We start from the raw sequence: 15,433 nt of genomic DNA, 5'->3' as shown, positions 1-15,433 counted from the left end.
ATTAGTTTTGTTCTTTAGTTGGGCAAAAACTTATAATTTAACCTATAATCAAGGGAGTACATTCTTTATATAGATGCGGCTGGTCTTTTGTTTTATTCTTCTTTTTGTACAATTTCATGTGTTTTCTCAGCAATGGCTGGGTATATCATCCAGTAATTATTCGGGTACCCATGGTATCTACGCCAACCCGGCTAACGTAGCCGATACACGTTATAAGGTTTATCTCAATCTGGCTGGAGCCAATATTGATTTTGCCAATAATTATGTTAAATGGGGAGCGCCGTATTCACTTTTCGGCTTTGTTACTAATACGGTTCCTGGCAAGCACAGGGCACCGAACGGACTAATTCGCTACTCCAATTCGTATCTGGAAGAGGCCCAGGGCAAAAGCAATGTAGCTGCTTTTTTAGGGTCTGATGTAAGGGGGCCTTCATTAATGTTTACGTTCGACAGAGCAAAAATGGCTGTGGGTTTAACAACAAGAGGCAGGCTGATAACGAACCTGAACAATACTAACATAACGGCAGCAAAAATAATTATGTTTGGCACCAAGCAGCCTTCTATTTTTAATTTGTCATTGACTGATAATCATTTTAATGCCAATATAAACAGCTATGTAGAAATGGGGCTTACAGTGGGTAAGGTAATAATTGAAGATGCCGACCATTTTATGAAGTTAGGGCTGACCATGAAGCGGGTAAATGCTTTATTGAATGTGCATTATCTGGTAAATCAAGTGGATTTTAAAATTAGTCCTCAGGCGAACCCAAACAAGCAGGACCTTTTTTTGGAAAAAGCCGTGGCTACTTACGGATTAACAAAAACCGGCGCTTCGGCCGCAGCCGGTTTAAATCCGAACTGGCTGTTTGGTAATACACCTGCTGGTTTTGGTTATGGTTTAGATATAGGCTTTGTTTATGAATACAGACCCGATTTTAAGGAATATGATGTAAGATTGAAAGACAGAATGACAACTGACCCTACCCAGAATAAATATAAGTATAAGTTTGGTCTGGCATTGCTTGATTTGGGTCAGATGAGATTCAATAATAATGAACTGGTTTTTCAGACCAGCATCAGTAAGACCAACGTCAATATCCCACAAGGTACGTTTAACAAGATTGATTCGCAGGATAAATTGTACAGCCAAATGAATAATGCATTTGGTTTATCAGATGCCGACTACCGGCATGCTTTCAATGTTCCGCTTCCGGCAGTGGTGTCAGCTACTTTTGATTACTCCTTTTCTGATAAAATATATGCCAGCGCTACGCTGATTCAGAACATCAGAAGCAATAATTCATTAAGCATGATACAGCCTTCTTTATTTGCAATAACACCACGCTGGGAAACCAAATGGCTGGAGGTGTCGGCACCGGTTTCATTATACAATGGTTATAAAACACCGGCCATTGGGCTGGCTGGCAGGGCAGGGGCACTTTTTTTAGGTACTGATAACCTGGTTTCTTTGCTAAATGTAGGTAATCCTAAAAGTGTAAACTTTTATTTCGGTTTATATGCCCCCTTGTTCAGGAAATTACCTGAGGGACCCACAAATTGTTATTATGAACCCCGGTTCACGCTTTTTCAGGACATCAGGGATTTTTTTAACAAAAGCAAGAAAAGAAGAAAATGGCGGAGTATCCGGTAAAAAGCAAAAGCCTGTTACTTGCAACGGGCTTTTGCTTTAATAATGAGGCTATATCTTTATGCCATAAGGCGACCGCAATTTTCTGGTTAGCTTCTTGTCTGCTTCGCGGTCATCGAACCTTTCTGTGCCAGGGTTCCATTTTAAAGGGCGTCGAATTTCATACCCGATGTTAGCAATATTGCACACGGTACAGGTTCGGTGTCCTATTTCTACATCACATAGTGGTTTCTGGCGGGTTCTCATTGAGTTGAGGAAATCTTTGTAATGATTGCCCCCTACCGGAGACGCAAGTTTAATATCATTGGCTTTTAATTGAACATCTTTCAGGTTGTCAGGCACATTCAAAAAAGAACGGCTAACCTCAATAATACCGTCTTTGCCTCTGAACTGCACCGCATTTCCTTTGCCAAAATCGTGGTGAATCATATTTACCCCATTGGCATATTTAAATACCATACCCTGTTGCGCATTTGGGTCAGTTGGTGGATACAGCTCCACCGGCCCGCTTTCATCCATCCCAAGCGCCCATTGGGCAATATCAAACATGTGGGCTCCCCAGTCGGTTACATCTCCCCCGCCAAATCCTTTGTAATAGCGCCATTTAGCCCAGAAATTATATTCAAGGCGCGGTGCAAGAAAATGGTGGTAGGGGTGAGGTTGGTTTGGCCCCAGCCACATATCCCAATTCATACCGGCAGGAACAGTCTCCGGCTGAAAATCTACTTCTTTCGGCGGGCCTCCTATGGTAACACGCACTTCGGTAATCTCGCCTATATATCCGTTTCTTACCAGTTCACAAGCTCTTCTGAAATTATCGCCTGAGCGCTGCATGCTTCCCGTTTGCAGTACACGGTTGTTTTTACGTACAGCATTAACCAATGCGCGGCCTTCAGCAACTGTAAAAGTAAGCGGTTTTTCTAGATATATGTCTTTGCCTTTTTCTGCGGCTCTGATGGCAATAGAAGCATGCCAGTGGTCTGGTGTAGCAATTACAACGCCGTCAATATCTTTTCTGTCGAGCAGCTCCAGGTAGTTTTCATACACTTGCGGAGCTGTTTTTACTTCTCCAAAATACTGTTTGCTGTTTTTAGTAAACTGATCTTTTGTGAAGTTTTCCGACTTCGTTTTGTCAACATCACAGGCAGCTAACAGATTTATTTCTTTGGTTTCAAGAAACCGGGCCTGTAAGCCACGGGCTTGCCGGCCCAGGCCTATAAATCCAACGTTTATTACGTCGCTGGGTGCCATAAAACCCCGGCCTAAAACATTTCTTGGTACTATAGAGAAAGCGGCCAGCGTTCCGGTTGTTTTAAGAAAATCTCTACGGGTTGTCATAAAATTAGGGGTTGAATATGAATTTGGTATCAAATTGAATAGATGTTGGGGTACTTTATAACAGAAGCGACACAAGTGCTAAAGGATACTCTTATTTGACCAGAAAAATTTACACCAGATCATCCGGATTATCTAATGTAAACGCATGGGTATGGTGTGTCATGCCAATGCGGGGATAATAATTGATGGCTTTGGGCGCCGAAAGCAGAATCAGTTTCGCATCAGGGCTTGCCAGCTTGGTGTGCCGTATCAGTTCACGGCCAATGCCATGTTTCTGGTAGGCTTCATCAACAAATAAATCAGACAGGTAAGTGCAAAACGCCCAGTCTGTAACAGAGCGGGCAACACCAACGAGCTTGTTATGGATTCGCGCCGTTATGAGCAGATTAGCGTTTTCAACCATTGCTTTAATTCTTGGCAGGTCGTCAACAGGGCGTCTTTCACCCAATGTTGAGGCTATAAGTGTATTTCTGAATTCCTGCCAGTCAAGGTCTTTTTCGTGGGCATATTGTATTGTACTTTCCATAGTTTTGGTTTGGTTGTCTACGCTACAAATGTATTGAAATGCCCAAAATAAACAAACCCACGCTTTTTTCAGAGTGGTTATAAAATGGGTTCTTCATCTATAACTGCCGGCTATAAGATTTGTACTTTCGCGCGGCTCTTACAATTTTACTTCGAAGCAGTTATTGCGCTTAATTACTTCAGCGAATCTGCAATAAAAAAAGTCTTTGCCTCGTTCTCAATTTGTTTGTTTTTCTGCATTAAGTAATAATATTAGCAAAGAAATTTCTACATTTGGAACAAGAAACGGGTATAATGAGAAAAATACTACTATACACTTTATTATTGGGGCTGGCAGCCTGCGCTACCAGTAAGAAAAATACCAAAGAGCCAAGAGAAACCAAGGCGGCAACGGTGTATCCGGATATTACGGTTAAACCTGTGGTGGTGGCCATTAAAAGCCGATATATAGTGAAGGATTCTTCGTTAGCCAGGGTTTTTCTGGAAATGGAAGTGGAGAATCTTTCAAAAGTTAATGCTTTGCAGCAACTGAAGGAGACTTTCAGGATGAGTTGGTTGTTACAGTCTGACTACGGGGTAAGAGACCGTCTGGCATATAACCGGGTTGATTTTACTGAGCAGAATGTACTGTTGAGAGATAATAAGGTTGAGGTGTCTTTCGAAATTCAACGGCCGAAGAACATTACCCGTGCCTTGTTGCTTACTGAGATTTTTGAGGTGCTTACCAGTAAAAAGTCAAACAACGATTTAGTGGTTGATTTCTCTGCCACCCGCCTTAGCGACAGATACGGGCTTTTCGTGAACGATTACTCAAGACCAATTTTCAGAAACTATATCAATAAAAAAGATACCTTTCAGATCAGAAGTTTAGATAATCATATTAATGAGCTGTTTCTGATTAGATATACCAATGAGTTTGACCCCGCGCAGTCTCCAATGGCAACATCGCTGAGGCCTCCGTTCAGGTCTTTGAAAATTGAAGAGATTCTGAAGGTTAAATCGGGTACGCCACTCCATCTTGAAAACGAAGGTCTGTATTTTGCAGTCGAAGACACCATGAATACCAGAAATGGCTTTGGATTTCTGATTGTAGATAACCGATACCCGCGGTATACCATGCCTGAGAAACTGGTAAAACCGCTGATTTATATGAGTACCAGCCAGGAGACCAGAACCGTAAGCGAGAATGCAGATGCCAAACAGGCAATGGATAGTTATTTTTTGGGGATAACAGGCGGAAACCAGGCTTTGGCCAAGAAAATAATAAGAACCTACTACAGAAGAATTGAAGAGGCTAACCAGTTGTTTACCTCATTTAAAGAAGGTTGGAAAACCGACAAGGGCATGGTTTATATTGTATTGGGCCCGCCTAACAAAGTGCAACGCAGCCGTGACCGCGAAGTGTGGATGTATGCACAAACGCAGAATTTTTCAGAAATTATATTTACTTTTAATAAGAAACCAAATCAGTTTACAGATAACTATTATGAGCTTGTCCGGTATCCCGAGTATCAGGCCTATTGGTATCCGTTTGTAGAAGCATGGAGAACAGGAAACGTAGCGGAGTAAGATCCGAGTCCGGTGGTCGTCCGGAGTATAACAAAAAACCAAAGTTTTTTGCCCGACCAAATTTTGAGAAACCATCGAAACCAGATATAGTTTTTGGTGTGCAATCTGTATTGGAGACGCTGAGAGGCACCAAAGAAATTGAAAAGATATTAATTCAAAGAGAGTTTGGCCATGCAGAAGTAGAGAAGCTGGCCAAAGAAAGAGACCTGCCCGTGCAGCGTGTACCGATTGAAAAACTCAATCGGATTACAATGAAAAACCATCAGGGGGTAATTGCATTTGTTTCGGCGGTTAATTACGCCAGAACATCGAACGTGGTAGCTGATGTTTTTGAAAAAGGTAAAGTGCCTTTGCTACTTATTTTAGACAGAATAACAGATGTACGTAATTTTGGTGCCATAGCCCGCACGGCCGAATGCTCTGGCGTGCATGCCATTATTGTGGCATCAAGAGGGGCAGCGCAAATCAATGCCGATGCCATGAAGACCTCATCAGGCGCTTTGAATTTTCTGCCCGTGTGCCGCGAAAACAGCCTTGCGCAAGTGGTTGAAGAATTGCAACAATCTGGCATTCAGATAGTGGCCTGTACTGAAAAAGCTACCGAAGAGTTGTATCATGTAGATTTTACCGTACCTACTGCCATATTGATGGGCTCAGAAGAAGACGGCATATCAGATAACCTTTTAGAACAAGCCGACCACTCAACTAAAATACCTATGTTGGGCAAGATTGGGTCATTGAATGTGTCAGTTGCTACAGGAGTTATTTTATACGAGGCCGTAAGGCAAAGGCTTTAACAGCAGGCCTTCTTGCCACAGAAGGTCTTTCAGGCCATTTCGTCAAGCGTATCCTGTAAAAATGCTCTTATGGTCAGTAGTCTGGCTTTCAGAGCATTTTTGTTTTTATTCAGGTCGGTTTTCTTATTGATTGTTCTTTCGGCGCCTTTCAGGGTTAATGTGCCTTTACTTTTTACATCAATTATTTCGCGGAGTTTGTCCAGGTCTTTTTGGGTTAGTTTGCGGTCGCGGCCAATACGCTCAAATTTCAGATTAAACTGTTTTTCATAGAACCGAATCTTAGAGGCCGCCACCCCCAATATCTCTGCTGCCTCGTTGGTTGTATAGAAAAGTTTCATTAACGTACCAGAATATCTTTTTTCTCTAAATCGGTTACTAATATACTCAATTCTTCCTTTTTAGAACCAATTTTTACAAAATCATTTCCTTCAATAAAAACCTGTTTCAATTTATCGAACTTTCTTAGCTGGTTTGGTACTTCTTTAATCTGATTGTGGGTAATATCAAATTCAACCAGGTTTGTAAGCTGATACACCTGTTCAGGAAAAACCTTAAACAGGTTGTGCCCAATATGCAACAGTTTTAAATCTGGCAGTGCAGGTAATTCTGTCAGGCGATTATGATGCGCATACAAAGTTTCCAGTTTTTTTAAGTGGGCAAGGTTTGCAGGCAGCGCCCATAGCTCATTGTTAGACACCGCCAGGGTTTTCAAGCCGGGCATATCGCAAATGGCATCAGGTAGTTTTTTCAAATTGTTATAATACAAATCCAGCTCTTCCAGCTTTTTCAGTTTTATGATATTCAACGGTACCTCGTTCAGGCCTGCATTGTATAAGTTAAGTGCTTTCAGGCTATCCATTTTTCTGAAGTCGCGCTTTCTGAATTTCTCAAACCTGTTATTACCAAGAAACAAAATTTCAAGTTTACGGTTTCTGGCCAGTGTGCGTGGTATCATGCCCATGCCTGTGTATTGCAGATTAAGGTCTTTCAGATGCGTATTCTTTTTAAATCTGATTTTATGGGCATTTACCGGGTTATTGCTAATGCTCAGGAATTTAAGATGCGGCATAGCAGAAATCTTCTTAGGTATTTTTTCAATGTAGTTGTTGGAAATGTCCAGCTTTGTCAGGTTTTTAAACCTGAAAACCACCTGTGGGAACGAGGTCAGATTTAAATTATTAAGCATTAACGTTTTTACGGTATCCGGTTTGTCGCAGGCTTCTGCCATTTGTATATTCCAGATATAGGTTTTACTTGGTTTTTTAGGCTGCGAGCCGATGTTCAGCATTATATTGATGCTAAAATTAGTTTTGCCCGGGTTGGCAGGTAGTTTATAATTCAGGCAGAAATTTTCTGCCAAAGCAACAAATTTTGCTGTGTTTTCTGTGTTTAATGAGTCATTAAAAAACGGGCTGTTGCCTTTAACCCTACCTATAATTTGGCCCTGAAAACCATATTTAAAATAATCAATAGTGCCATTAGGTTGCACAAATAACTCAACCGGGATACTCTTTATTTCGCTATACTGATACAGTGGGCTACCTGTCCTGATGGCCATCAGGTTAAAATCATTAATTATTTTTTTTACTGTGGCATCCATAATAATAGCCTTACTTTTATCAGTATTTAGATCGATAATTGTTGAAGAAGGATACTTTTTGTGGCCCTCATGCTGTGTCATTACTTTTCTCTCAAAAACGCTGGCTTGATAAACTTTTTGTTGTGCCTTAGCGCTAAATGAAACAAGCAAAAGAAGGTATAATAGATTTTTCATGTAGTTTTTGTTTAGTGCACAAATATATAACTAAAAACATAGTTATATATTTTTTTTCTGTTTTTTTCACTAAATCTATTTAAGTGCAGGTTGCTTCCATGCCATTTAATGCAAGCGCTTATTTTTAAAATAGTTTGAAAAAACATATAGAAACATATATTTGTATTGTGCTTTAGTAGAATGCCTATCAAAAATTTGTTAATTTTTTCTAAAAATCTTCTTGGAACAATGGTATTAAAGTGCCAAAGCCGGTAGTTTGAAAGCATCGGTGTTCCGGAATACTTGTTAAAAAAGTCATGAAGCTGTTTTATTAAATCAGATGAAACCAACTTTATCGGGCAAGGCTCCCTGCAATAACATTGAAATTTATTTTGAGGCGTACGGAGAAAAAGAAAATCCTGCCATTGTTTTGATAATGGGTCTTGATTCCCAGAGCATCTTGTTTTCGTACGATTTCATAAGGCCTTTAGTAGAAGCAGGCTATTATGTTATCAGGTTCGATAACAGAGATATCGGGCTGTCGACCTGGATGAACGATCAATGGCACCCAAAAAGGCCCTACACGCTGGAAGATATGGCCAAAGATACAATTAGCCTGATGGATTTTTTGTCTGTTGATAAGGCGCATATCATTGGGGTTTCTATGGGAGGGATGATAGCGCAGCGCATAGCTATTTCGTATAAGCCAAGAGTGCTTAGTCTTACCTCAATTATGTCATCAGGCTTTGCGCTTGACCCCGCAGCCGTATCTTTTTTCAAGGGTCGTCTGTTTTATTATCTGGTTCCTTTTTTTGTCAAAAATTTCCGTTTAAATACACGCTATTTCACCAGACGCGTTTCGGTAGCAGGTTATGTGAAAACTTTTACCAAACTGAACGGCAAAGGTTTTCCGGTCAACAGAGAGCATCTGCATAGTGTTTTTACCGAGGCAATAGAAATCAGAAAAGGGCAGAACCCGCGTGCCAGATTCCAGCAGTTTTGTGGTATTGTGGCTTCGGGGTCACGCCTGAACGAACTTCCATCAATCAGGGCTCGAACGCTGGTTATTCATGGCACCGCCGACCCGCTGATTCCGCCAATTCATGCACGCATTTATGCTCCAAAAATACCCGGAGCAACAATGCTGTGGGTAGAGGGTATGGGGCACCAATTTTCGAAACCTGTAATTGATAAGATAATGCCCGCCATTTTAACACACCTGCAACCGCTCTGATTATTTACGCCGCAAGCTTTATTGCATAGGTGGGCAGCAAAATTTTGATATAAGCGATATATGCTTTGGATTGAATAAAGTAGTAACCTCTGTTTTTATCAGATAACACTTCAAATAGTCTGTAATTTAGTCTAAATTTGCAGCCAGTTTAATACAACAAAACATTAGTAATAAAACTTTGGTCAGAAGTTAATTAAACTGCTTCTGATTCAGCATGAATGTTTATCTGAAAAGCACTTTTGGGCTAATCAGAATAAGCATTCAATTGTACATTCATAAATTTACCCGACGCAGATATGACCTCGCACGAAATTCGTAAGGCTTTTTTAGATTTTTTCCGCAGTAAAGGACACCTCATCGTTCCATCGGCTCCGCTTGTGGCCAAGAATGACCCAACTCTGATGTTCAATAACTCAGGTATGGCACAGTTTAAAGATTTTTTTCTGGGCAACGGAACGCCCCCGTCTAAACGCATTGCGGATACTCAGAAGTGCCTTCGTGTAAGCGGAAAGCATAACGACCTGGAAGATGTAGGCTTTGATACCTACCACCATACCATGTTTGAGATGCTGGGTAACTGGTCGTTTGGTGATTATTTCAAGAAAGAAGCGCTGGAGTGGTCGTGGGAGCTGCTCACAGAAGTTTATAAATTACCCAAAGACAGAATTTACGTGTCGGTTTTTGAAGGCAACCCTGACGAGGGGGTACCTTTTGACCAGGAAGCATTTGATATCTGGAAAAGTTTGATAGGCGACGAAAACCGGATTATTTTAGGTAATAAGAAAGATAATTTCTGGGAAATGGGCGACACCGGTCCGTGTGGCCCCTGCTCTGAAATTCATATAGATTTAAGAAGCCAGGAAGAGGTAGATAAAATAAGCGGAAAAGAACTGGTAAATAATGACCATCCGCAGGTAATTGAAATCTGGAACAACGTATTTATGCAGTTTGAGCGCAAAGCAGATAAGTCTTTGGTGCTTTTACCAGCCAGACACGTGGATACCGGTATGGGATTTGAGCGACTTTGTATGGCCATTCAGGGCAAGCAATCAAACTATGATACCGATATTTTCCAGAATACAATAACTGTATTAGAGGGGATGTCGGGCAAGAAATACGGCGAAAACGGCACGCTGTCATCAAATAGTTATGTTGATGTAGCCATGCGTGTCATTGCTGACCATATACGCGCCGTAGCTTTTACCATTGCCGACGGCCAGTTACCTTCAAATGCCAAGGCAGGGTATGTTATCCGCCGTATTTTACGTCGTGCCGTTCGTTATGGTTATTCTTATTTAGGGTTCAGCGAACCATTTATGACCAGGCTGGTGCCTGTATTGGCCGACCAGTTTGCTGATGTTTTCCCTGAACTGAAATCTCAGCAGGATTTTGTGGCTAAGGTGATTGAAGAAGAAGAAAAAACGTTTCTGCGCACACTTGAAACCGGTTTGAAACGCCTGGATGCCATTATCGGGGCTACAGAAGGAAAAATAATTGCCGGTGACCAGGTATTTGAGTTGAGCGATACTTATGGTTTCCCTTCTGATTTAACCGCTCTTATTGCGCGCGAAAAAGGGTATCAAATAGATGAAGACGGATTTCTGAAAGCGTTACAAGTGCAGAAAGAGCGCTCACGCAAAGATTCTGCCAAAGAGGCTACCGACTGGGTTGAACTGAACGAAGGAGAAGACTTTGAGTTTGTGGGTTATGACCAGCTTTCTTCTGAAGCGCAGATTGAAAAATACCGTAAAGTTAAAACAAAGGGTGGTGAAGAATACCATATTGTGCTTGACCGCACGCCATTTTATGCCGAAATGGGTGGCCAGGTAGGGGATACCGGAACCATAGTGGTTGGTAACCATGTAATTAATATTGCCGATACCAAAAAGGAAAACGATTTGTTTATTCATATCTCGAGAGACAAAAATCTGGAGGAAGTATTGAATACCGCTACCACCGTGCTGGCACATGTGGATGAGGCCCGTCATCAGAAAATAATGGCTAACCATACAGCTACACACTTAATGCTGGCTGCCATGCGTAAAGTGTTGGGCAACCACATAGTGCAGAAAGGTTCATATCAGGACGACAACGTTACCCGCTTTGACTTCTCGCACTTTGCTAAAGTAACGGACGAAGAACTGGCCAGTATTGAAGACATTGTGAATGAGAAAATCCGTGAGAATATTACTCTTGAAACCAAAGTGAATATGCCAATTAATGAGGCTATTGCCTTGGGAGCCACAGCTACTTTTGGTGAAAAATATGGTGATTTTGTGCGTGTAGTAATTTTTGACCCACAGTTTTCTGTTGAGCTTTGTGGGGGTACACACGTGCCATCAACCGGGAATATCGGTTTGTTTAAATTTATTTCAGAAGGGTCGGTTGCCGCCGGTGTGCGCAGGGTAGAGGCTTTGACAGGCGAAAAAGCAATGGAGCGAATCAAAGAAGACCTGAAAGTAAAAGATGAGATTGCAGCGTTACTGAAAAATCCTGCTGATTTGCTAAAAGCTGTTGAAACGCTGATTGCTGACAAGGCCGCCTTACAGAAAAAACTGGAGGTGCTTGAAAACGAGAAATTGCAGGAATTGAAGAAAGAATTGCTAAACAGGGTTGAAGAAATTAACGGGGTAAATGTTTTGACAGCAAAGGTTACCGTACCATCAGCCGATGCACTGAAACAACTGGCCTTTGAATTGAAAAATCAGGTGGGTAGTTTCTATGGTGTTCTTGGCGCAGAAATTGGCGGCAAACCTCAGTTGGCTGTAATAATTGACGAGGCCGTGCAGAAAGATAGAAACCTGCATGCAGGCAATATAGTGAAAGAACTGGCTAAAGAAATGAAAGGCGGCGGGGGTGGACAACCACATTTTGCAACCGCGGGCGGTAGTGACGTGGCAGGCCTTGAGAAGGCCATCGAGAAAGGCAAGAGCCTTATCTAGAACCACGTTATGGTTTAGGAAATATTTAAAAGGCCCTTCCCTGGCAAAGGTGAAGGGCCTTTTTGGATATTAGCGATGTTGTTACTTTTAAACGTTAATCGATGATTATAGTTTTTAGCCTTTTCTGGTTGTATGAGAATCAGTCTGCCAGCCGTACCATACATTTTACAAGGTTATCGTCCAGATACCACTCTATGCAGGCGCCATTCGGGTCAATACCAGGAAACGAAATTAGCTTCTGAAAAGAAACACCAATGGCCTCTATGTTTTCCATGAAATCAGGTATATCAATGCTAATGTAATTCCCTTTTTTGATAACAAAAGTATTTAGCTCTAATTGAATGGCTTCGCCATCTGTAATCTCCTCAGCTGCGGCTTTATAGATAATAAAGCCGCTCCGGTCCGGAAACGAAATACCGAAGTACTTCCGGTTTTCAGTTCTTTTCACGAGTCCATGCAATTGTTGGTGGGCTTTCAAGACACCGGCAGGATAAGAATCCGCCTCAATATACATAGCTTTTATATCAGCTTCTAAATGGTAATTTACCATACTTTTTCTTTGGGCGTTTTTAACTTGTGATAATACACATAAGAAACCATCAGAATAGCCAGAATGATTAACGGAAAAGGTGTCTGGGCATTCATACCATCAACAGCCCAGTGACTGATAAAAGCTGATAGTAATGAGAAAGAAAGACCTGCATACGCCCATTCTTTTATACGTGCCGGAACCACAGGTAAAATCAGGGCAATAGAGCCAGTTACTTTATAGACCGTCAGCATAACCCCAAAATAAGCAGGGTATCCTAAGTGGCTGATGCCCTCTTTAGCTAATTCAGTTTGCGATGTAAGCGCAGGCATGACCCCTTCCCAAAGGAAAATAATAGTAGTAGCAACCCAGAAAATTATATTGTCGCGTTTCATGCTCTTAAGTATTTAGTAATGATTGTATTTATATTAATATGATTTGATGGTAGTTTTCATTAATGATTGCCTGGATACCCGTTCGGGTCCATTCAGCCATAATCTTGCAGATTTCTAACAGGTAGATTCAAAAAAATCTGTTTTGCCATTGTAATTATAATATTATTTGGTTCAATTAAGAATCAACAATACAAAAGTAGAGCAAAGCAGATTGTCAGTTGGTGGTTAAATACGCCAATAAAAGGGCTATTTGCGACAAGTTGATGATTAATAAACAAGACCTGCTCAGGGCTTGTAGAAATTAGAAAAAATAATAAGGTAGTTTAAATTATAAGGAATCCAGAAATTTCAATAAATCGTCTTTTGAGGTAGAGACGAGTTTAATTTCAATAGTTTGTTTTTCCTGAACCCTTGTTTCTGCCAGAAAAGAGTACCATTCATCTTTGTCAGTAATCGAGATAGCAATTATTTTAACTTTACTTCCAATGGGTACTGGGTCTAGACTTCCGTTATTCACTTTCACAACTGATTTCATATCAGGGAAATACAGGAAAATGTTAATGTTTTTAATTTCGGGGTATTCTGAAACGAAATTTATGTTGGTGAATGGTCCAGGCGAGTCAATCAATTTGTCACAATTAATCCACCCAATTTGTGAAGGAAATGCGGTATATCCATCTCTATCAGGGTACAAAGGCAGATTTTTTCCTGTGGTATCGGCCGGAAGCCATTTTATTACGTTGCCATCTTTTTCAACTCCATAAAATAGCCCCATCTTTTGGTCTACACCATTTGCAGCCGGAAACGCAATTATTAAATCGTTGCTTTTACTTAGTTTTAACTCTTTCGCATCTTTAAAGGCTGTTATTTTTATTTGTCCGGCTGTGCTTAACATTCCTCTGTCAGTTACTGTGGATATACCGTTTAAAATCATATCTTTTGGTTTATATACCTCAAGTATTTCAACCTGAATCGGGTAGGTAGCCGGCTTGCCATCAGGTAAAATCAAATCATCTGAGGTCAGCCAAACCTCAGTACCTAGTTTACCTTTAATAGGTAAGTCTGTATCTTTGCCAATCGTTTTCTTTTCCGGAAGCGCGGCAGCCTGTTTGAGTTTTTCTCCGGCAGTATCAGTAAACTTTTTTCCTTTAATACCCAGGTCTTTCAGAAAAACGGCTCTGTCATTAGAGCACGCTATTGTTAGCAAACTTGTTAACAGAATTATAAAACTGTTTCTTATCATAATCTATACGGGCAGTTGTTTTTTCGTGGAGAAGGCGCATTGAAAGGGAATAGCAAAAAACCTATTTCGCCATAGCTTTCCTGCCAAAGCATATTATATTTTACCTCAGCAAATACCCTAACTAAATTTAAACCGGCCGATACCCCTATACCTGCTTCAGGTATAAGATTCTGAGGTTTTGCCTTGCTGTTCAAGTTAGCCTCATAATTCAGCCATTTATTGTAATCAAGCCCGGCAGATACATACACAACCGGGCGGTTTGGCACCACCAGATTTTTTGTACCACGGGCAACGGTATTGTTTATGATGTTATATTGAAAGCTAAGGCCGCCATAAACCTCTTGAATAGTATTAAAGGCCGGCATATACTTTAGCTTTGGAACAACCGATACCCGGTGATTAACAGGTAACTGTATTCTGATACCTCCGCCAATTGAATGTAAAGGGAAATTGTAAATACCAGAGAAACCGACGGCGGCTTTATCCTGAGCAAAAATTGCTGAGGAGGTCAAAAGTAGTAATGCAGCAGTTGGAATTAATTTTATCACGTATAGCAAAAAGTAATGGCACAAATTAATTCACAAACCATAAGAAATCAAACAGGGATTTTACGTGAGTTTTTAAATATTATTGGTAAACAATAGTAATTAAGAGGATTTCTGCATGAAGTTGTCTGCTCTTCATGCGCAGTTGCCACTACTATAAAAATTATTGTTGCTTAAATACCTTACAAGCAACAAAAAGCCCCTGCCTGTTTAAAGCAAGGGCCATTTTATTGTATTCCAAAACCTATTTACTGAACACTCACCAGTTCAATTTCAAAGATGAGGTCTTTACCTGCTAATTCATGATTCGCATCTAATTTTACTTTGGTGGCAGTTACCTCACGAACAATAACCGGAATGGCCTGTTGCCCATTATGCATATTCAGGGTGCCGCCTATTTCAAGAGGTACATCGTCAGGTATATCCAGACGATTAAAAGTAAATATCATATCTTCCCTTACAGGGCCATAAGCTTCTTCTGCCGGTATGAACACGGTTTTCTTATCACCAATCACCATTCCTGCTACTCCGTTATCAAAGCCCGGTATTACCATACCGCTACCTACTGTAAATTGTAGCGGCTCGCGCCCTTCCGAGCTGTCAAAAACTGTTCCGTCGCCCAAAGTACCTTTATAATGAACCTGCACTGTATCGCCTGATTTAACCATAGTCGTAAATTTTATGTCTGTTTTAATTGTAACGTTTTAATTCTTACATAAGCTTCTGACTTACAAAGTTCCATAATTGTTTTTGTTTTAAAGAATTATATTGTAAAAATGCAATTTAATTTTCAGGTTTTTATTGTTAAATTATTAATTATTAGACGTTTATGTGTTGTGCTTTTTATTTTAATCTTCTTTTAATGCTCGTTTAATTTGGGTATAATTCAATAAATACAATTTTGCTGCATCAAAA

Annotated in this window: 14 protein-coding genes; 5 read left to right on the top strand and 9 right to left on the bottom strand. The window is 40.7% G+C overall.

Annotated features, from left to right (window positions below; translation table 11 throughout):
- Positions 1 to 73 precede the first annotated feature (73 nt).
- On the top strand, positions 74 to 1,651 hold the full coding sequence (locus tag C0V77_RS18905; RefSeq protein WP_101727920.1) for a DUF5723 family protein: 1,578 nt from the start codon (positions 74 to 76) through the stop codon (positions 1,649 to 1,651).
- A 48-nt stretch (positions 1,652 to 1,699) separates the two neighbouring features.
- On the opposite strand, the gene C0V77_RS18900 is transcribed toward C0V77_RS18905, so the two are convergent.
- Both C0V77_RS18900 and C0V77_RS18895 read right to left on the bottom strand, forming a co-directional pair.
- Entirely contained in the window at positions 1,700 to 2,986 is a 1,287-nt protein-coding gene (locus tag C0V77_RS18900) for a Gfo/Idh/MocA family protein (RefSeq protein ID WP_101727919.1), read from the bottom strand.
- A 109-nt stretch (positions 2,987 to 3,095) separates the two neighbouring features.
- Complete coding sequence (locus C0V77_RS18895; RefSeq protein ID WP_101727918.1) at positions 3,096 to 3,512, bottom strand: GNAT family N-acetyltransferase; 417 nt, start codon at positions 3,510 to 3,512, stop codon at positions 3,096 to 3,098.
- Positions 3,513 to 3,805: 293 nt separating this feature from the next.
- Here C0V77_RS18895 and C0V77_RS18890 point away from each other — a divergent pair, with 293 nt between their 5' ends.
- Together C0V77_RS18890 and rlmB are read left to right on the top strand one after the other, a co-directional pair.
- Positions 3,806 to 5,080 carry a GWxTD domain-containing protein gene (locus C0V77_RS18890; protein ID WP_101727917.1) on the top strand — a complete coding sequence of 425 codons (1,275 nt, stop codon included), beginning with the start codon at positions 3,806 to 3,808 and terminating at the stop codon, positions 5,078 to 5,080.
- Positions 5,053 to 5,877, top strand: coding sequence for a 23S rRNA (guanosine(2251)-2'-O)-methyltransferase RlmB (gene rlmB / locus C0V77_RS18885; protein ID WP_101727916.1), 825 nt, complete (start codon positions 5,053 to 5,055; stop codon positions 5,875 to 5,877). The genes C0V77_RS18890 and rlmB overlap by 28 nt, the downstream gene beginning before the upstream one ends.
- A gap of 29 nt (positions 5,878 to 5,906) precedes the next feature.
- On the opposite strand, the gene C0V77_RS18880 is transcribed toward rlmB, so the two are convergent.
- Positions 5,907 to 6,215 (bottom strand): helix-turn-helix domain-containing protein, encoded by a 309-nt coding sequence (locus C0V77_RS18880; protein ID WP_101727915.1) that lies wholly within the window; start codon positions 6,213 to 6,215, stop codon positions 5,907 to 5,909.
- Entirely contained in the window at positions 6,215 to 7,651 is a 1,437-nt protein-coding gene (locus tag C0V77_RS18875) for a leucine-rich repeat domain-containing protein (RefSeq protein WP_101727914.1), read from the bottom strand. The genes C0V77_RS18880 and C0V77_RS18875 overlap by 1 nt, the downstream gene beginning before the upstream one ends.
- A gap of 319 nt (positions 7,652 to 7,970) precedes the next feature.
- Here C0V77_RS18875 and C0V77_RS18865 point away from each other — a divergent pair, with 319 nt between their 5' ends.
- Positions 7,971 to 8,864 carry an alpha/beta fold hydrolase gene (locus tag C0V77_RS18865; RefSeq protein ID WP_101727912.1) on the top strand — a complete coding sequence of 298 codons (894 nt, stop codon included), beginning with the start codon at positions 7,971 to 7,973 and terminating at the stop codon, positions 8,862 to 8,864.
- Positions 8,865 to 9,160: 296 nt separating this feature from the next.
- Complete coding sequence (alaS, locus tag C0V77_RS18860; RefSeq protein ID WP_101727911.1) at positions 9,161 to 11,806, top strand: alanine--tRNA ligase; 2,646 nt, start codon at positions 9,161 to 9,163, stop codon at positions 11,804 to 11,806.
- A 139-nt stretch (positions 11,807 to 11,945) separates the two neighbouring features.
- Here the strand turns inward: alaS and C0V77_RS18855 are convergent, their stop codons facing one another.
- The 5 genes from C0V77_RS18855 to C0V77_RS18835 all read right to left on the bottom strand — a co-directional run bounded on the left by C0V77_RS18855 (position 11,946) and on the right by C0V77_RS18835 (position 15,186).
- The gene (locus tag C0V77_RS18855) at positions 11,946 to 12,320 is read right to left on the bottom strand and encodes a transcriptional regulator (protein WP_229236324.1); all 375 of its coding nucleotides are present in this window, start codon (positions 12,318 to 12,320) and stop codon (positions 11,946 to 11,948) included.
- 29 nt (positions 12,321 to 12,349) lie between these two features.
- Positions 12,350 to 12,730, bottom strand: a complete 381-nt coding sequence (locus tag C0V77_RS18850) for a DoxX family protein (protein ID WP_101727909.1) — start codon at positions 12,728 to 12,730, stop codon at positions 12,350 to 12,352.
- Positions 12,731 to 13,058: 328 nt separating this feature from the next.
- The gene (locus C0V77_RS18845; protein WP_143706131.1) at positions 13,059 to 13,937 is read right to left on the bottom strand and encodes a hypothetical protein; all 879 of its coding nucleotides are present in this window, start codon (positions 13,935 to 13,937) and stop codon (positions 13,059 to 13,061) included.
- Between the two features lie 32 nt (positions 13,938 to 13,969).
- Entirely contained in the window at positions 13,970 to 14,521 is a 552-nt protein-coding gene (locus C0V77_RS18840) for a hypothetical protein (RefSeq protein WP_101727907.1), read from the bottom strand.
- 245 nt (positions 14,522 to 14,766) lie between these two features.
- Positions 14,767 to 15,186, bottom strand: a complete 420-nt coding sequence (locus C0V77_RS18835) for a peptidylprolyl isomerase (protein ID WP_101727906.1) — start codon at positions 15,184 to 15,186, stop codon at positions 14,767 to 14,769.
- Positions 15,187 to 15,433 lie beyond the last annotated feature (247 nt).

This window comes from Emticicia sp. TH156 (assembly GCF_002855535.1).
Classification (GTDB): Bacteria; Bacteroidota; Bacteroidia; order Cytophagales; family Spirosomataceae; genus Emticicia; species Emticicia fluvialis.
This window is presented reverse-complemented; position numbering and strand designations above follow the sequence as displayed.

What these genes read in the sequence shown, in the direction of transcription:
- C0V77_RS18875 (WP_101727914.1), bottom strand. Translation starts at nt 7,651, where the DNA reads ATGAAAAATCTATTATACCTTCTTTTGCTTGTTTCATTTAGCGCTAAG.
- C0V77_RS18835 (WP_101727906.1), bottom strand. Translation starts at nt 15,186, where the DNA reads ATGGTTAAATCAGGCGATACAGTGCAGGTTCATTATAAAGGTACTTTG.
- C0V77_RS18880 (WP_101727915.1), bottom strand. Translation starts at nt 6,215, where the DNA reads ATGAAACTTTTCTATACAACCAACGAGGCAGCAGAGATATTGGGGGTG.
- alaS (WP_101727911.1), top strand. Translation starts at nt 9,161, where the DNA reads ATGACCTCGCACGAAATTCGTAAGGCTTTTTTAGATTTTTTCCGCAGT.
- C0V77_RS18895 (WP_101727918.1), bottom strand. Translation starts at nt 3,512, where the DNA reads ATGGAAAGTACAATACAATATGCCCACGAAAAAGACCTTGACTGGCAG.
- C0V77_RS18890 (WP_101727917.1), top strand. Translation starts at nt 3,806, where the DNA reads ATGAGAAAAATACTACTATACACTTTATTATTGGGGCTGGCAGCCTGC.
- C0V77_RS18900 (WP_101727919.1), bottom strand. Translation starts at nt 2,986, where the DNA reads ATGACAACCCGTAGAGATTTTCTTAAAACAACCGGAACGCTGGCCGCT.
- C0V77_RS18855 (WP_229236324.1), bottom strand. Translation starts at nt 12,320, where the DNA reads ATGTATATTGAGGCGGATTCTTATCCTGCCGGTGTCTTGAAAGCCCAC.
- rlmB (WP_101727916.1), top strand. Translation starts at nt 5,053, where the DNA reads ATGGAGAACAGGAAACGTAGCGGAGTAAGATCCGAGTCCGGTGGTCGT.
- C0V77_RS18905 (WP_101727920.1), top strand. Translation starts at nt 74, where the DNA reads ATGCGGCTGGTCTTTTGTTTTATTCTTCTTTTTGTACAATTTCATGTG.
- C0V77_RS18850 (WP_101727909.1), bottom strand. Translation starts at nt 12,730, where the DNA reads ATGAAACGCGACAATATAATTTTCTGGGTTGCTACTACTATTATTTTC.
- C0V77_RS18865 (WP_101727912.1), top strand. Translation starts at nt 7,971, where the DNA reads ATGAAACCAACTTTATCGGGCAAGGCTCCCTGCAATAACATTGAAATT.